Here is a 16,077-nt window from a genome sequence, read left to right on the forward strand (position 1 = left end):
TTGTGGGTGGGCTATTCGGGAGCGATTTCGTGACGCAGTTGACGCAGAATGGGATCCGTCTCGGGGTGCACCCCGCGCCAGATGGAGAAGGCCTCGGCCGCCTGTTCCACCAGCATGCCGAGGCCGTCGCTGCCGCGTACACAGCCCGCGCCGGCGGCCCAGTCCAGGAAGCGCTTGGCGCCGGCGCCGTAGACCAGGTCATAGGCCAGGCTGTCCGCGTGGACGAGGTGCTCGGGGAGCGCCAGTGCATCGTCGCCGAGACCGGTGGCGGTGGCGTTAACCACCAGGTCGAACGGACCCTGCGGCAGGGCGTCCAGGCCGCAGGCGGAGAGCCGGGTGGCCGGGGCGATATCCCGGAAGGCATCCACCAGCCCCTCGGCGCGGGCCACGGTGCGGTTGGCGATGATCAGCACCTCTGGTGCGCCTTCCAGCAGCGGCTGCAGCAGGCCGCGGGTGGCGCCTCCGGCCCCCAGGATCAGGACCTGGCGATTGCGCACGTCGAAGCCGAGGCGGTCGAGATCCCGACAGAATCCGACGCCGTCGGTGTTGTCGCCGTGGATCCGGTGGTCGCCGTCCCGCCACAGGGTGTTGACTGCCCCGGCATGGCGCGCCCGGTCGCTCAGCACCCGGGCCAGGGCGAAGGCCTCTTCCTTGAATGGAACGGTCACGTTGAGGCCCTTGAGCCCCTCGGCGAACCAGGCGTTGACCTCCTCGGCGAACTGCCCGGGGGTGCCCTGGCGGGCTTCGTACACGAGGTGTTGCCCGGTCTGTTCGGCGAACAGGGTGTGGATGCGCGGGGACAGCGAGTGGTGAATGGGGTTGCCCACCACCGCGTAGCGATCCGGACGCGGCTCTCTCATCGCGCCGCGTCCTCCGCCAGCCATTCGGCCACGGTGCGCGCATAGTAGGTGAGGATGCCGTCGGCCCCGGCGCGCTTCATGCCGGTCAGGGCCTCCAGCACGCAGGCACGCTCGTCCAGCCAGCCGCGCTCGGCGGCGGCCTTGAGCATCGCGTACTCGCCGGAGACGTGGTAGACGAAGGTCGGGCGCCGGAATTCGTCGCGGATGCGGCGCACCACGTCGAGGTACGGCATGCCCGGTTTGACCATCACCATGTCGGCCCCCTCGGCGAGATCCAGCGCGACCTCGTGCAGGGCCTCGTCGCCGTTGGCCGGGTCCATCTGGTAGGTCTCCTTGCCGCCCTTGCCGAGGTTGCCGGCCGAGCCCACCGCGTCGCGGAACGGGCCGTAGAAGGCGGAGGCGTATTTCGCGGAGTAGGCGAGGATGCGCGTGTGCACGTGCCCGCCGTCCTCCAGGGCGCCGCGGATCGCGCCGATGCGCCCGTCCATCATGTCGGAGGGGGCCACCACGTCGGCACCGGCCGCTGCGTGCGACAGCGCCTGCTTCACCAGGGCCTTGGTGGTGATGTCGTTCACTACGTAGCCGTCGTCGTCGATGATGCCGTCCTGACCGTGGGTGGTGAACGGGTCCAGGGCGACGTCGGTGATCACGCCGAGATCCGGGTGCGCCGCCTTCAGTGCGCGCACCGCGCGCTGGGCGAGGCCCTCGGGGTTCCACGCCTCGGCCGCATCCAGGCTCTTCTTCTCGCCCGGAACCACCGGAAACAGCGCCAGTGCCGGGATGCCCAGGCGCACGGCGGCGGCCGCCTCTTCCAGCAGCTGGTCGATGGAGACGCGTTCCACGCCAGGCATCGACGGCACCGCCTCGCGCACGCCCTCGCCCTCGGTGACGAATACCGGCAGGATCAGGTCGTCCGCGCGCAGGTGGTGTTCGCGCATCAGGCGGCGGGAGAAGCCGTCGCGGCGCATTCGGCGCGGGCGGCCGGCGGGATAGGGGGCGATCGGTGCGGTCATGCCAGGTCCTTGCGTGTTTGGAGTCAGCCGGCAGTCTCGGCGAGCCAGTCGCGCGGCTTCAGATAGCGTTCGTACAGTTCGGCCTCGGGCGTGCCGGGCGCCGGCTGGTAGTTGTACTCCCAGCGTACCAGCGGCGGCAGCGACATCAGGATCGACTCGGTGCGCCCGCCCGACTGCAGGCCGAACAGGGTACCGCGGTCGTAGACCAGGTTGAACTCGACATAGCGCCCGCGGCGGTAGAGCTGGAACTGGCGCTCGCGCTCGCCAAAGTCGGTGGCGCGGCGGCGCTCGACGATCGGGGCGTAGGCGTCGAGGTAGGCGTTGCCCACGCTCTGCATGTAGCCGAAGGCATGCTCGAAGCCGCCCTCGCTGAAGTCGTCGAAGAACAGCCCGCCCACGCCGCGCGGTTCGTCGCGGTGCTTGAGGTGGAAGTACTCGTCGCACCACTTCTTGTGCGCCGGGTAGAGGTGCTCGCCGAACGGGCGGCAGGCGGCCTCGGCGGTACGGTGCCAGTGGATGCAGTCCTCGTCGAAGCCGTAGTAGGGCGTCAGGTCGAAGCCGCCGCCGAACCACCAGATGGGGTCCTCGCCGGGCTTCTCGGCGATGAAGAAGCGCACGTTGGCGTGCGAGGTCGGAACAAAGGGGTTGTGCGGGTGGATCACCAGGGACACGCCGGTGGCCTGGAACGAGCGCCCGGCCATCTCCGGACGGTGGGCGGTGGCCGAGGCCGGGAGGTTGTCGCCCATCACGTGGGAGAAATTCACCCCGGCCTGCTCGAACACCGCGCCTTCGCGCAGCACGCGGGTACGCCCGCCGCCGCCAGCGGGGCGCTCCCAAGCGTCCTCCTCGAAGCAGGCCCGGCCGTCCAGGCCCTCGAGGCCCTGGCAGATGCGGTCCTGCAGGCCCTGCAGGTAGTCGATTACGTGCTCGATGGAGACGTTGTCCTGGCTCATGCTGCGTCCCGGTTGATCAGTGGTGGGTGTTCGCGTCGGGTTCCGGTCCACCCCGGAGCCAGGCCCCGGTGCGGGCGTCGCGGATCGCGCTGGGGGCGTCGCGCCCGCCACATTCTGCCTGCAGGATCGCATCGATGCCCGCCCCGAGTTGTGAGGTAACGCAATCCCAGGTGCGGCAGGGCTCCGCGCCGGCGCGGTTCGCGCTGGTCGAGACCAGCGCGTTGTCGGCGGCGGCGCACAGCGCACGTGTGGCTGGATGGGCGGTTACGCGCACGGCCAGGCTGTCGTGTTCGCCACGCAGTAGGATGGGGCAGTCAGGGGTTACGGGTAGCAGCCAGGTTGTGGGGCCGGGCCAGCTCGCGTCGATCTCGGCCTGGCGGTCGGCGGGCAGCGGGGCCAGCCAGGGGGCAAGGCGGTCGAGCCGGTCGCTGACCACGATCAGCCCCTTGGCCGCCGGTCGACCCTTCAGTGTCAGGATGCGTTCGATGGCCTCCGGCGCGTCCGGGCGGCAGCCAAGGCCGAAGACCGCCTCGGTGGGGTAGGCGATCACCCCGCCGTCGCGCACGTGGTGCGCGACGGGATCGATCTCGGCGGTCAGCAGCGGGGCGTTATTCCGATCCACGATCGCCGGAGGGCTCGGCACTCAGGCGGTTGTCGCCAGCGCCGGCGGACTTCGCAGTAGACGACTTCTTCGCCGGGGTCTTCTTGGCGGTGGTCTTCTTCGCGCCCGTCTTGCTGGCGGTGGCCTTCTTCTTGGTCGCCGGTTTTTTCGCGGATGTCGACTTGGCGGTCGACTTGGCCGACGTCTTGCTGGCGGTCTTGCCCTCGGTCTTGCTAGAGGACTTGGCAGCGGTCTTGCCCGTGGACTTGGTCGCCCCCTTGCGTCCGCGGCCCTTGCGTTCCGGGGCGGCGGCGATCAGTTCCTGGCACTGTTCCAGCGTCAGGGACTTGGGGTCGGTCTCTTTCGGGATCTTGGCGTTCTTGTTGCCGTCGGTCACGTAGGGGCCGTAGCGCCCGTTCAGGACCTGGATGCCTTCCGCGTCGAAGCTCTTGATGAAGCGTTCGGCGTCCTTTTTCTTCTTCTCGGCGACGACCTCCAGCGCGCGTGGCAGCTCGATGCTCCAGACATCGTCGTCCGGGCCCAGCGACGCGTACTTGGAGCCGTACTTCACGTACGGGCCAAAGCGGCCGATGTTGACCATCACCGGTTCGCCCTCGGGGGTCTCGCCGAGATCGCGCGGCAGCTTGAACAGCTCCAGCGCCTCCTCGAGGGTGACCTTGTCCATCTTCTGCCCGGGCAGCAGGCCGGCGAAGCGCGGCTTCTCCTCGTCGTCCTTGGTGCCGATCTGCACGATCGGTCCGAACCGGCCCAGGCGTACGCTGACCGGGCGCCCGCTTTGCGGGTCGGGGCCCAGCTCGCGCGATTGCACGGCCTCGGCGCGGGTCACGTTCTCTTCTTTTTCCTTCACCCGGTCGCGGAAGTCGCCCCAGAACGCTTCCAGCACCGGGACCCAGTCCTTCTCGCCGCGCGAGATGGCATCCAGCTCGTCTTCCAGCTTCGCGGTGAAGTCATAGTCCACGTAGCGGTCGAAGTGCTGGGTCAGGAAGCTGTTCACGATCCGGCCGGTGTCGGTCGGGATGAAGCGCTTGCCATCCATCTCTACGTACTCGCGCGACTGCAGGGTGGAGATGATGCTGGCGTAGGTAGAGGGGCGGCCGATCCCGTATTCCTCCAGCGTCTTCACCAGGCTGGCCTCGGTGTAGCGCGGCGGCGGCTCGGTGAAGTGCTGGTCGGCGGTGACTTCGTTCAGTTTGACGCTGTCGCCCTCGGCCATTTCCGGCAGGCGCTTGTCCTCGTCGTCGTCCTGCGTGTCGTCGCGGCCCTCCTGGTAGACCGCGATGAAGCCGGGGTCGACCAGGGTGGAGCCGGTAGCGCGGAACTGGTGCTGGGTCTCGCCCGGGACCAGGTCAGCAGCGACGGTGTCGAAGGTCGCGTGGATCATTTGGCAGGCGACGGTGCGCTTCCAGATCAGGTCGTACAGGCGTGCCTGGTCGCTGCTTAGGCGATCGCGTATCTCGTTCGGCACGTGGCGCACGGAGGTCGGGCGGATGGCCTCGTGGGCCTCCTGCGCGTTCTTGGACTTGGTCTTGTACTGGCGCGGGCTGTCGGGGACATTGTTGGCCCCGTAGCGCTCCTCGATCAGACCGCGGATTTCGCCGATCGCCTCGCCGGCCAGGGCCACCGAGTCGGTACGCATGTAGGTGATCAGGCCGATCGCGCCGGAGCCCAGATCGATCCCTTCGTAGAGCTGCTGGGCGGTGCGCATGGTGCGGCTGGCGGTGAAGCCGAGCTTGCGCGAGGCCTCCTGCTGCAGGGTCGAGGTGGTGAACGGCGCGGCCGGGTTGCGGCGGCGCTGCTTCTTCTCGACCTTGGCGACCCGGAGCTCGCCGCTGGCGGCGTCGGTCAGGCGTTTCTGGGCGTCGTGCGCCAGTTCGGTGCTGTTGAGGTCGAACTGGTCCAGCTTGTTGCCGTCCAGGTGGGTCAGGCGCGCGGTGAATGACTGGCCCTGACGCTCGGTCAGGGCGTCGAGCGTCCAGTACTCGCGTGCGACGAAGGCCTCGATCTCGTTCTCGCGCTCGGCAATCATGCGCAGGGCCGGACTCTGCACGCGCCCGGCGGACAGGCCGCGCTTGATCTTGCGCCACAACAGCGGCGAGAGGTTGAAGCCGACCAGGTAGTCCAGCGCGCGGCGCGCCTGCTGGGCGTCGATCAGCGGCTGGGCCAGGTCGCGCGGGTGCTCGATCGCTTCCTGGATCGCCTTCTTGGTGATCTCGTGGAACACCACCCGGTGCACGTCGCGGTTTTCCAGCAGGCCGCGTTCGCGCAGGACCTCGTGGAGGTGCCAGGAGATCGCCTCGCCTTCACGGTCGGGGTCAGTCGCGAGGATCAGGTCGTCGGACTTCTTCAGCGCCTTGGCGATCGCCTCGATCTGTTTCTCGCTGCGCTCGATGATGTCGTACTTCATCCGGAAGCCGTCTTCCGGATCCACCGCGCCCTCCTTGGGTACGAGATCGCGTACGTGGCCATACGAGGCGAGGACCTGGTAGTCGGGACCCAGGTACTTCTCGATGGTCTTGCCCTTGGCGGGGGACTCTACAATGACGAGGTGCTTGCTCATGTGGCTCGGGACCGTCTCCGTGGCAGCGGGTTCCGTGTCGGGGCGGTGGCGGTTGCAAGCATGCAACCGGGTTCACGGGCGCTAAAGACTAGATGAGGAAAACGCCCGTGGCTACCGCGTAACCATCGAAAGACGGTGATCAGTGCAGATAATCCACGGCACTGGGGCCCGAGTCGTCGCGCATGACCTCTTCCAGGCGGGAATAGGCGATCGCGTCGTCGGGCTGGTTGAACAGCACCATCAACACCACCCAGCGCAGCTGGTCGAGGTCGATCTCCTCGGCATCCAGCTCCATGACGCGATCCAGCACCAGCTCGCGGGTGCCGGCCGTCAGCAGGCCGTTCTGCTCCAGGTGCAGCAGGAAGCCGTGAGACTCGGTGTCCAGGCGCTTGCGCTCCTCGGGGGCGTAGATCCGCTGGGCGGCACCGTCCCCGCCGCGGCCTGCCAACGGGGCCTCGCTCATCAGGCGGTCCAGCCAGCCGAGGGCGCGATCGATCTCGCGCCGGGCGAAACCGGCCTCCACCAGGTGGCGCTCCAGTTCCGAGCGGTCCGGCTCCTCGTCGGATTCCTCGTCGATGGTGTGCTCAAAGAGATACATGAGCACATCCAGCACGTTCTCGTTCATGATTCGGGGGATCCTGCGTCGAGGCGCTGGAAGCGCCCGTGGTCGAGGGCGGCCACGCGGCCATGGAGTTCAAGCAAAACCAGCATGGATGAAAGCTGTTCGATGGTCAATTTGGTGCGCTCGCGCAGGGTTTCCAGTGGGACCGGGTCGAAACCCATCGCGTTCAGCACGCGTTCCTGCTCCGGGTCCAGCGGTTCGCTGGTGGGTTCCGCCGGAACAACTGGGGTGTTGGGCGCCACGCCTAGCCAGTCCGCGAGGTCGTCGAGGATCTCGTCGGCCGACTCCACCAGTTGGGCGCCGTCGCGGATCAGTTGGTGGCAGCCCCGGCTGGCGGGGCTGAGTACCGAGCCCGGGACCGCATAGACCTGGCGCCCCTGCTCGGCGGCCAGCCGCGCGGTGATCAGCGAACCGCTCTTCAGGGCCGCCTCGACGACCAGGGTGGCCAGCGAAAGCCCGCTGATCACCCGGTTGCGCTGCGGGAAGTTCCGCGCCAGTGGCCGGGTATCGGTGGGCCATAACGAGACGACCAGGCCATGGTCCGCGATGCGATGGGCGAGCCGGCGATGCTGGGCGGGGTAGATGCGGTCGGGCCCGGTGGCGACCACCGCGATGGTGCGCCCGCCGGGTGCGGCCAGGGCGCCCTCGTGGGCCGCGCCGTCGATGCCGCGCGCCAGGCCGCTGGTGACCGTGAGCCCGGCCGTGGCCAGGCGCTCGCCCTGCGGGGTCGCCTCGCGGCTGCCGACGATCCCCACTTGCGGGGCGCGCAGCAGTTCCGGGTTGCCGTTCAGGTACAGCACTGGCGGTGGGTCGGGGAGCTCGGCCAGCAGGGGCGGATAGGCGGGGTCGTCGAGGCACAGGAGGTGATGCCGGGGATCGGCATCGAGCCAGGCCCGGTCGGCTTCGGCCCCTTTGTCGCGGGCCTGGCGCGCGGCATCGTCCAGCCGGAGGTCGATGCCCGCGCGCTGCCATTCGGCGGTGGGGGCGTCGAGGGCGTTGCCCGGAGTGCCGAAGGCCTCGACCAGTTGCAGCATGCGCCGCGGGCCGAGGCCGGGGGTGTTGATCAGGCGTAGCCAGTCCTGGTGCGGAGCGGCCGCCGTTTCGGCATCACGCATGAAGCCGGGCCGCAAGTCCGGTCAGGGGGCGCGAACCTTGTCACCCTCGCGCAGGGTGCGTTCGGCCTCGGTTACCAGCACGTAGGAGACCTTCTCGAAGGTCTGGAAGACCATTACGGTGCCGACTTCTTCTTCCGGCAGGGTGACCACGTCGTTGGCGCGATCACTGATCGGGTCGCGCACCTCGCGTCCGGCGGTGAAGGCCGCGAAGACGTGACCGTTCTCGATGCCGTCGCGCTCGCCGCGGTTGATGATGGCGGCCTGCAACTGGCCGATCTGGCTGATGGCGTCGAACAGCGAGATGATCGTGCCCTCGGCGCCGGCCGGCGCGCGGCCAATGTCGAACAGCCGGTCCTGCTCTTCGGCATACGGCACCAGGCGGTCGCCACGGATGGCCTCGCGTTCGCCCTTGCGGATATCGGCGCGGGCGACGTTGCCCGGCTCGATGATCTCCGCCTCGCCCACCGGCAGGGTCGCGACGCCCAGCTCCTCGCCGGTATCCGGGTCGATCAGCATGCCGTCGTGGCGCACGATGTGGTAGAGCTCGTACTGTTCGGTGTCTTCGGCGTTGCGCACGTAGACGCGGTCGCCGGGGCCGAAGATCACGCGCTCGTCCTGCGAGGCGAGGACATACGGCGCGTTCTCCAGGGTCTCTTCGTCCAGCACCTGCGGCCGGAACATGAACGACTGCAGGGTGGAGATGGGGGAGATGTCCTCGTCGCGCTCCACCACCCGGGCCTCGGGCGACAGGCGATGGGTCGGGCGCACGCGCGGGCCGCCGTCGACCATGATGCGCGGCTGGCCATCCACGTAATGAATGCTCAGCACGTCACCCGGATAGATCAGGTGGGGGTTCTCAATCTCGGGGTTGACCAGCCAGATCTCCGGCCAGTACCAGGGGTCCTGCAGGAACATCGCGGAGATATCCCAGAGCGTGTCGCCCTTCTTGACGACGTAGCGTTCCGGCGCGGATTCGCGGATCTCCGGCTCGGCCTCGGCCTCGGCGGAGCTGCGTCGTTCCAGTGCGTTGCGCGACTCGCGGGCGGCAGCTTGCGTTTCGCTGGTGTCGGATACAGCCGTTTCGGCGCTGCCATTCTCTGGCGTGGCCGCGCAGGCGCTCAGCAACAGCGTTACACTGAAGAGAATGCCCGGCAGAACGAAGGTCGTGGTGGCCCTGGTCTTGTACATTTTAGTGTCCCCTGTCAGGTCCGCGCGCTCCCCGAGCCTTCCTGTGGCCCGGCCCCAGTCGGATGACGCAACTCCGCGGATATTGCGGTCCAACGTTAGCAGAATTGCGACGTCTGTACAGTACAAAGTTTGAGGTTTTTTCATGGCCAAGCGTGAAATCCTGCACTTCCCCGATCCCCGGCTACGCCTGAGGGCCGAGCCGGTCGCCGAGGTGGATGACGAGATCCGTACCCTGGTGGACGACATGTTCGAGACCATGTACGAGGCCCCGGGCATTGGCCTGGCGGCCACCCAGATCAACGTGCAAAAGCGAGTGCTGGTGGCGGATGTCTCCGATGATCAGAGCGCGCCGCATGCCTTGATCAACCCCGAGATCCTGGAAACCTCCGGCGAGGAGGAGATGGACGAGGGCTGCCTGTCCGTGCCCGGTTTCTACGAAAAGGTGCAGCGTGCCGACCGCATCCGCGTGCGCGCCCTGGGGCGCGATGGCCAGCCCTTCGAGCTGGACATCGACGGGCTGCTCGCGGTGTGCATCCAGCACGAGATCGACCACCTCGACGGCAAGCTGTTCGTCGATTACCTGTCCAGCCTGAAGCGCAGCCGCATTCGCAAGAAGCTGGAGAAGCAGGGCGTCCGCACCGGGGCGGGTGACAAGGCCGCGGTCCCCGCGGTCTGATGGGGGTGGCGGACACGGACGTCGACTCCCTGCGCATCGTCTATGCCGGGACGCCCGATTTTGCAGTCCCGGCGCTGAAGGCCCTGATCGAGAGCGGGCATGCGCCGGTCGCGGTCTACACCCAGCCGGACCGCCCGGCGGGGCGCGGGCGCAAGCTGCGCCCCGGGCCGGTCAAGCAGGTCGCCGAGGCCGCGGGGCTGCCGGTGGTGCAGCCGGAGAGTCTCAAAACCCCTGAGGCCCAGGCGGCGCTCGCGGCCTGGCGCCCGGATATCCTGATCGTGGCGGCCTACGGGCTGATCCTGCCGCGCGCGGTGCTCGCGATCCCGCCGCTGGGGGGGCTCAATATCCACGCCTCGTTGCTGCCGCGCTGGCGCGGCGCGGCGCCGATTCACCGTGCCATCCTCGCGGGGGATGCCGAGACCGGGGTCTGCCTGATGCAGATGGCCCCGGGGCTGGATACCGGCCCGGTGCATGCCTGCCGGGGTGTGACGATTACACCGGAGACCACCACTGGAAGCCTGCACGACGTTCTCGCCCGTGAAGGCGCCGAACTGCTGGTCGAGCAGCTCCCGGCGATTGCCGCGGGCGAGTCCGCGCCCTGGCCACAAGATGACGAGCAGGCCACGTATGCCCGCAAGCTGGAGAAACAGGAGGCCTGGATGGACTGGTCGCAACCGGCCGTCGCCCTGGATCGCCAGGTACGTGCCTTCAACCCCTGGCCGGTGGCCCAGACCGGCTGGCAGGGGCAGGTGGTGCGGGTGTTTAACGCGACCCCTCTTGCCGAACCGGCCGATGCGGCGCCGGGGACGATTCGAAATACTGGGGTGGACGGCGTCGACGTGGCCACGGGCGACGGCATCCTGCGGCTGCAAACGGTGCAGCTGCCGGGACGTCGCCCGGTCGCGGCGGCCGACTGGGCTCGTAATGCCGATCTGGTTGGCCAGACCCTGACGGGGGCGGTCTGATGGCAGGCAAGCAAAAGCGTGTGGTGCCCTCGCGGGTGGATTCGCGTTCGCCGCGTCAGCGTGCGCTGGAGGCGGTCGAGCGCGTGGTGCTGCAGGGGCAGTCGCTGACCCGGGCGGTGGAGCTGGTGACCGAGGGGCTCGCGTCGCGCGATGCCGCCTGGGTGCAGGCCCTGGCCTACACCACCCTGCGCTGGTATCCGCAGCTGGAGGGGCTGGTCGGCGGGTTTCTCGAGCGACCGCTGCGCAAGAAGGATGCCGTGATCGGCGTGCTGCTGGCGCAGGGCCTGGCCGAGGTGCTGCATTTCGGTACGCGGGATCATGCGGCGGTGCGCGAGACGGCCGAGCTGGCGCGCGAGATCCATCGACCCGGCGCGGTGGGGCTGATCAACGCGGTTCTGCGCCGTGCCCTGCGCGAGCAGGATGCGCTGGCCGCCCGGATCGAGGCGGAGCCGGGCCTGCGCTATGCGGTTCCGGCGTGGCTGCTGGAGGCGATTCGCGACGCCTGGCCCGAGGACTGGGAGGCGTTGCTGGAGGCCTCGACGCTGCCGGCGCCGATGACCCTGCGGGTGAACCTGCAGCGCGGCAGCCGCGAGGCGGCGCTGGAGGCGCTGGCCGCTGCGGGGACGCCGGCGCGGCCGCACCCGGTGCTCGCCAGCGCGCTGACCCTGGAGAATCCGGTCGACGTCGGGGCGCTGCCGGGGTTTGCCGACGGGGCGCTGTCGGTCCAGGACGCCTCGGCGCAATGGGCCGGGCACCTGCTGGATCCGCAGCCGGGCGAGCGGGTGCTGGATGCCTGTGCGGCCCCGGGCGGCAAGACCGGGCACCTTCTGGAGCGCGCCGGTGGCCAACTGGACCTCACCGCGCTGGACAACGACCCGGAACGCCTGGAGCAGGTGCGCGAGAATCTCGACCGGCTGGGCTTCGACGCCCGGCTGGTCGCCGCCGACCTGGAGGCCGCCGACGACTGGTGGGACGGCCAGGCCTTCGACGCGATCCTGCTGGACGTGCCTTGTTCTGCCACCGGCGTGATCCGGCGTCATCCGGATATCAAGACCCTGCGCCGAGCCGAGGACATCCCGCGTCTGGCGGCGGAGCAGGCCCGCCTGCTGGCCGGCGCCTGGCAGCTGCTGCGCCCGGGCGGGCGGCTGCTGTATGCCACCTGCTCGCTGCTGTCGCCGGAAAACGAGGCCGTTGTGGCCCCGTTCGTGGCCGCGACCGCGGATGCGCAGGTACTTCCCGTGAATGGCGATGCGGGGATCCCCGGAGGCCGGCCGCGCGAGGTCGGCGTGTCGCTGCCGCTGGGGCTCGAGGGCGGTGACGGCTTCTACTATGCGCTCCTGGAGAAGCGGGCCCCCTGATGCCGAGCGGCGCCTCCCCGTGGCGCGGGCCCTTCGTGGCGCTGTGCTGCCTGTTTGCTCTGCTGGCGCTGCCTGTGCCGGCCGCGGCGGTGGAGATCCGCGGCGCCAATCACCTGTGGCTGGACGACACCACCGTGCTGGTGCGTCTCGATATCGACATGCGTCTGCCCGCCGTGCTGGAAGCTGCCCTGGCCAACGGAGTGACCCTGGAGTTCGAGGCGGAAACCCGTCTGGAGCGCGGTCGCCGGGTGGGGCGCGACACCCTGGCGAGCGAGACCCGCCGGGTCCAGCTGCAATACTTTGCGCTGAACCGGCACTACCTGGTAACCGCGGTGACCGACGAGCGCATGGATCTGAAACCGACCCTGGGGGATGCCCTGGACCAGGTCGCCCGGCGGCTGGGCCGGCTGCGCCTGGACGGCATTCCCGCTTCGGCGCGCCCGAATCCCGGGGAGTTCGACCTGGCGGCGCGCCTGATGCTGGTGTACTCGGCGCTGCCTCTGCCCCTGCAGCTGGATGCCGGGTTGCGCGGTGATCTGACGACACGACAGGAGTGGCGGCGATGGTCGCTGGACTGAGGGGCTTCCCGTGGGGGCTGTTCGGCATCGGGCTCCTGTTCGTGCTGCTGCTGACCTCGCTGGTGGTGATGGGCGATGCCGCCCAGAACCAGGCGCGCTTCGAGCAGCTGTTTCTGTGGCTGCTGGTGTTCCACGTCGCCGTGCTGGTGGCGCTGGGCGGGCTGATCATCTATCAGGTCGCGCGCATGGCGATCCAGTATCGCCGCGGGGTCCCCGGCAGCCGGCTGACCCTGCGCCTGGTTGCGGTGTTCATGCTGGTGGCGGTCCTGCCGGTGTCCGTTGTCTATTACTTCTCCTTCAAGTTCCTGAACGAGGGCGTGGATTCCTGGTTCGACGTGCGCGTGGAGTCGGCGCTGGAGGATGCGCTGGAGCTGTCGCGCTCGTCGCTGGATCTGCGGGTGCGCCAGCTGGCGAACGAGACCCAGGAGCTGATGAGCGATCTCGAGGGGGTCTCGGAGGGGCTGGTGCCGCTGGCCCTGAACGACTATCGCCGCCAGGTCGGGGCGCAGGAGCTGACCCTGGTCGGCTCCAACAACCGCATCATCGCCTCCAGTACCGACAGCCCAATCCGTCGTCTGCCGACCCCGCCCGGGTCCGACATTCTGATGCGGGTACGCCCGGAACAGCCGTATTCGCGGCTGGAGCCGCAGCCCGACGGCTCGCTGATCATCCGCGTGGTGGCCACCACCAGCAGCCGCCGCCCGGGCTCGGAGAACCGTATCCTGCAGGGTATCTATCCCGTGGACCCGCGCATGAGCGCGTTGTCGCTACGGGTGCAGGACGCCTTCGCCGACTATCGCGAATTCGCCTACCTGCGCGGGCCGATGATCCAGGGCTTTGTGTTCACCCTCTCACTGGCGCTGGCGATCTCGCTGATGGCCGCGCTCTGGGCCGGGCTGCTGGTGGCGCGGCGCATGGTGCGCCCGATCTCCGACCTGGTGCAGGGCACACGCATGGTCGCCCAGGGCGACTACAGCACCCGCCTGGCGGTGCAGCGCGCCGACGAGCTGGGTTTCCTGGTGCAGTCGTTCAATACCATGACGCGCACCCTGAACGAGGCGCGCGACGAGGCGGAACGCAACCGCCGCCTGCTGGACGCCGAGCGCGCCTATCTGGAGAGCGTGCTGCAACACTTGCGCTCCGGCGTGCTGGCGCTGGATGGCAGCCTGCGCCTGCGTACCGCGAACGCCGCGGCCAGCGAGATCCTGGAGTGCGACCTGCAGCGGGCGCGCACCCGGGTGATGTCGGAGGTGGGCGCCGAGTGCCCGCTGGTGGCGCAGTTTTTCGAGGCGATCAGCGATGCCCTGGTGCGCCAGGAAGAAGAATGGTCGCGCCAGGTGGTGGTGTTCACCCGTAGCGGGCGCAAGGTGCTGATGACCCGTGCCGTGTGGCTGCCGACTTCGGGGTCCAGCCGCGGTCTGCACGCGATCGTGTTCGACGACATGACCGAGTTCCTGAAGGCCCAGCGTGACGCCGCCTGGGGCGAGGTGGCGCGCCGCCTGGCGCACGAGATCAAGAACCCGCTGACCCCGATCCAGCTGTCCGCCGAGCGCCTGTCGCGGCGTCTGGGCAAGGTGCTGGAGGGGGCGGATCGCGAGGTGCTGGATCGCGCCACCGGTACCATCGTGCAGCAGGTGGAGGCGATGAAGACCCTGGTCAACGCCTTCCGCGACTATGCCCAGGCCCCGCAGCTGGAGCGCGCGTCGGTGGATCTGAACCAGCTGATCCGGGACGTCTGCGAGTTGTACCTGGACCAGGACGGGCGCTCGCGCGTCGATGTCACGCTGGATGCGTCCCTGCCGCGAATCCATGGCGACGCCGGGCGTCTGCGCCAGTTGCTGCACAACCTGATCAAGAACGCCCTGGAGGCGGGCGAGGGCCACGAGGACATGGAGGTGCATGTCGCCACGGCGTATCTCGACGACTCGGCCGGGCCGCATATCGAATTGCGTGTGATCGACACCGGCCCGGGCATCAAGCCGGAGTTCCTCGAGCGCATCTTCGAGCCCTACACCACCGACAAGCCGCGTGGAACCGGTCTCGGTCTGGCCGTCGCGCAGAAGATCGTGGAGGAGCATGGCGGCATGATTGAGTGCCATAATGCAGAGTCCGGGCCGGGCGGGGCGGTCTTCCGCATCCGCATCCCGGTGGAGCATGGTCCGGTGGTTCACGAGGAGCCCGAATGAGCGAAGCCTACATACTCGTGGTCGACGACGAGCCGGACATCCGCATGTTGCTGCAGGATGTGCTGGAGGACGAGGGCTATCAGGTAGCACTCGCCGGCTCCGTGGCCGAGGCCAAGGCACAGCGTCGCAGTCGCCGCCCGGACCTGATCCTGCTGGATGTCTGGATGCCGGACGGTGACGGGATCTCCCTGCTCAAGGAGTGGGGCGATGACGAGGGGCTGCCCTGCCCGGTGGTGATGATCTCCGGTCACGGCAACGTCGAGACCGCTGTGGATGCCACGCGCCTGGGCGCCTACGACTTCATCGAGAAGCCGTTGTCCATCGACAAGCTGTTGATCACCCTGAACAATGCCCTGGAGGCCGCACGCCTGCAGCGCGAGAACGTGGGCCTGAAGCGCCACGCCGGTACGGTGGCCGACCCGGTGGGCGACAGCGCCACCATGGTGAACCTGCGCGACCAGGTGCAGCGCATGGCGCAGCACGATACCTGGGTGCTGATCACCGGCGAGCCAGGCGTTGGCAAGCAGACCTTCGCGCGGCTGCTGCATGCGCGCAGCGCGCGCCGCGAGAGCCCGTTCATCGTGGTCTCGGTGGGGTCGCTCTCGGGCGAGGAGGCGATCGCCGAGCTGTTCGGCAGCGAGCAGGGAGAACATGTGCGCTATGGCCTGCTGGAGCAGGCGGCGGGTGGCGTGCTGTTCCTGGACGAGGTCGCGGAGATGGATCTGCAGACCCAGGGGCGGTTGCTGCATGCGCTGGATACCCAGCGCATCACCCGCATCGGCGGCAACCAGCCCATCAGCGTGAACGTGCGCGTGATCGCAGGGAGTCAGTACGACCTGGCCGAGGCGGTCAAGCAGGGCCACTTCCGCGAGGACCTGTACTACCGGTTGAATGTCCTGCCACTGACCATCCCGCCCCTGCGCGAGCACCCCGAAGACATCCCGGAACTGCTGGAGTGTCATATGCGCCACCTGCACCAGCAGGAGGGGCTGCCGCCGCGCGCCTTCCAGCGTCCGGCCCTGGAACGGCTGCAGCAGTACCACTGGCCGGGCAACGTGCGCGAACTGCGCAACCTGGTGCAGCGGCTGATGATCCTGGGCTCGGGCGACGAGATCACCCGCGACGAGGTGGAGCGTACCCTCAGCGGGCAGCCGCAGCGCGCCGAGGAGGGCGGCGAGGGGACGGTCGCCATCCCCGATCTGCCGCTGCGCGAGGCGCGCGAACAGTTCGAGCGCGAATACCTGCAGCAACAGCTGGAGCGCTCCGAGGGCAACATGACGCGCCTGGCGGAACGGGTGGGGCTGGAGCGCACGCACCTGTACCGCAAGTTCAAGGCGCTGGGGATCGACCCCAAGCGCGTGAAAACCGATAGCTGAACCTGCTC

General features: G+C 68.8%; 14 protein-coding genes. 6 read left to right on the forward strand and 8 right to left on the reverse strand.

Annotated features, from left to right (window positions below; all coding sequences use genetic code 11):
• Window positions 1-11 precede the first annotated feature (11 nt).
• The 8 genes from aroE to B0684_RS08820 all read right to left on the reverse strand — a co-directional run bounded on the left by aroE (window position 12) and on the right by B0684_RS08820 (window position 8,930).
• The gene (gene aroE / locus B0684_RS08785; RefSeq protein ID WP_018176252.1) at window positions 12-860 is read right to left on the reverse strand and encodes a shikimate dehydrogenase; all 849 of its coding nucleotides are present in this window, start codon (window positions 858-860) and stop codon (window positions 12-14) included.
• Window positions 857-1,873: a porphobilinogen synthase gene (gene hemB / locus B0684_RS08790; protein WP_018650580.1), complete on the reverse strand. Its 1,017-nt coding sequence runs from the start codon at window positions 1,871-1,873 to the stop codon at window positions 857-859. The genes aroE and hemB overlap by 4 nt, the downstream gene beginning before the upstream one ends.
• 23 nt (window positions 1,874-1,896) lie before the next feature.
• A complete protein-coding gene (gene hemF / locus B0684_RS08795) occupies window positions 1,897-2,826 on the reverse strand; it encodes an oxygen-dependent coproporphyrinogen oxidase (RefSeq protein WP_018176250.1) in 930 nt (309 codons plus the stop codon).
• A 16-nt stretch (window positions 2,827-2,842) separates the two neighbouring features.
• Window positions 2,843-3,448, reverse strand: a complete 606-nt coding sequence (tsaC, locus tag B0684_RS08800) for an L-threonylcarbamoyladenylate synthase type 1 TsaC (protein ID WP_018650579.1) — start codon at window positions 3,446-3,448, stop codon at window positions 2,843-2,845.
• Complete coding sequence (locus tag B0684_RS08805; RefSeq protein ID WP_018650578.1) at window positions 3,435-6,005, reverse strand: DNA topoisomerase I; 2,571 nt, start codon at window positions 6,003-6,005, stop codon at window positions 3,435-3,437. The genes tsaC and B0684_RS08805 overlap by 14 nt, the downstream gene beginning before the upstream one ends.
• A 139-nt stretch (window positions 6,006-6,144) precedes the next feature.
• Entirely contained in the window at window positions 6,145-6,630 is a 486-nt protein-coding gene (locus B0684_RS08810) for a Smg family protein (RefSeq protein ID WP_018144651.1), read from the reverse strand.
• Entirely contained in the window at window positions 6,627-7,742 is a 1,116-nt protein-coding gene (gene dprA, locus B0684_RS08815) for a DNA-processing protein DprA (protein ID WP_077277012.1), read from the reverse strand. Before dprA ends, B0684_RS08810 begins: the two co-directional genes overlap by 4 nt.
• Before the next feature lie 21 nt (window positions 7,743-7,763).
• A complete protein-coding gene (locus B0684_RS08820) occupies window positions 7,764-8,930 on the reverse strand; it encodes a LysM peptidoglycan-binding domain-containing protein (RefSeq protein ID WP_018168362.1) in 1,167 nt (388 codons plus the stop codon).
• A gap of 142 nt (window positions 8,931-9,072) precedes the next feature.
• Here B0684_RS08820 and def point away from each other — a divergent pair, with 142 nt between their 5' ends.
• The 6 genes from def to B0684_RS08850 are packed head-to-tail and all read left to right on the forward strand — an operon-like array spanning window position 9,073 to window position 16,069.
• Window positions 9,073-9,606, forward strand: a complete 534-nt coding sequence (def, locus tag B0684_RS08825; protein WP_018168361.1) for a peptide deformylase — start codon at window positions 9,073-9,075, stop codon at window positions 9,604-9,606.
• Window positions 9,606-10,571 (forward strand): methionyl-tRNA formyltransferase, encoded by a 966-nt coding sequence (gene fmt / locus B0684_RS08830; RefSeq protein ID WP_018168360.1) that lies wholly within the window; start codon window positions 9,606-9,608, stop codon window positions 10,569-10,571. Before def ends, fmt begins: the two co-directional genes overlap by 1 nt.
• Window positions 10,571-11,929 (forward strand): 16S rRNA (cytosine(967)-C(5))-methyltransferase RsmB, encoded by a 1,359-nt coding sequence (gene rsmB, locus B0684_RS08835; protein WP_018168359.1) that lies wholly within the window; start codon window positions 10,571-10,573, stop codon window positions 11,927-11,929. The genes fmt and rsmB overlap by 1 nt, the downstream gene beginning before the upstream one ends.
• A complete protein-coding gene (locus B0684_RS08840; protein ID WP_018168358.1) occupies window positions 11,929-12,507 on the forward strand; it encodes a DUF4390 domain-containing protein in 579 nt (192 codons plus the stop codon). The genes rsmB and B0684_RS08840 overlap by 1 nt, the downstream gene beginning before the upstream one ends.
• On the forward strand, window positions 12,492-14,693 hold the full coding sequence (locus B0684_RS08845) for an ATP-binding protein (RefSeq protein WP_018144644.1): 2,202 nt from the start codon (window positions 12,492-12,494) through the stop codon (window positions 14,691-14,693). Before B0684_RS08840 ends, B0684_RS08845 begins: the two co-directional genes overlap by 16 nt.
• Window positions 14,690-16,069, forward strand: a complete 1,380-nt coding sequence (locus B0684_RS08850; protein WP_018144643.1) for a sigma-54-dependent transcriptional regulator — start codon at window positions 14,690-14,692, stop codon at window positions 16,067-16,069. The genes B0684_RS08845 and B0684_RS08850 overlap by 4 nt, the downstream gene beginning before the upstream one ends.
• Window positions 16,070-16,077 lie beyond the last annotated feature (8 nt).

The sequence above is a fragment of the Thioalkalivibrio versutus genome, from assembly GCF_001999325.1.
GTDB lineage: Bacteria > Pseudomonadota > Gammaproteobacteria > Ectothiorhodospirales > Ectothiorhodospiraceae > Thioalkalivibrio > Thioalkalivibrio versutus.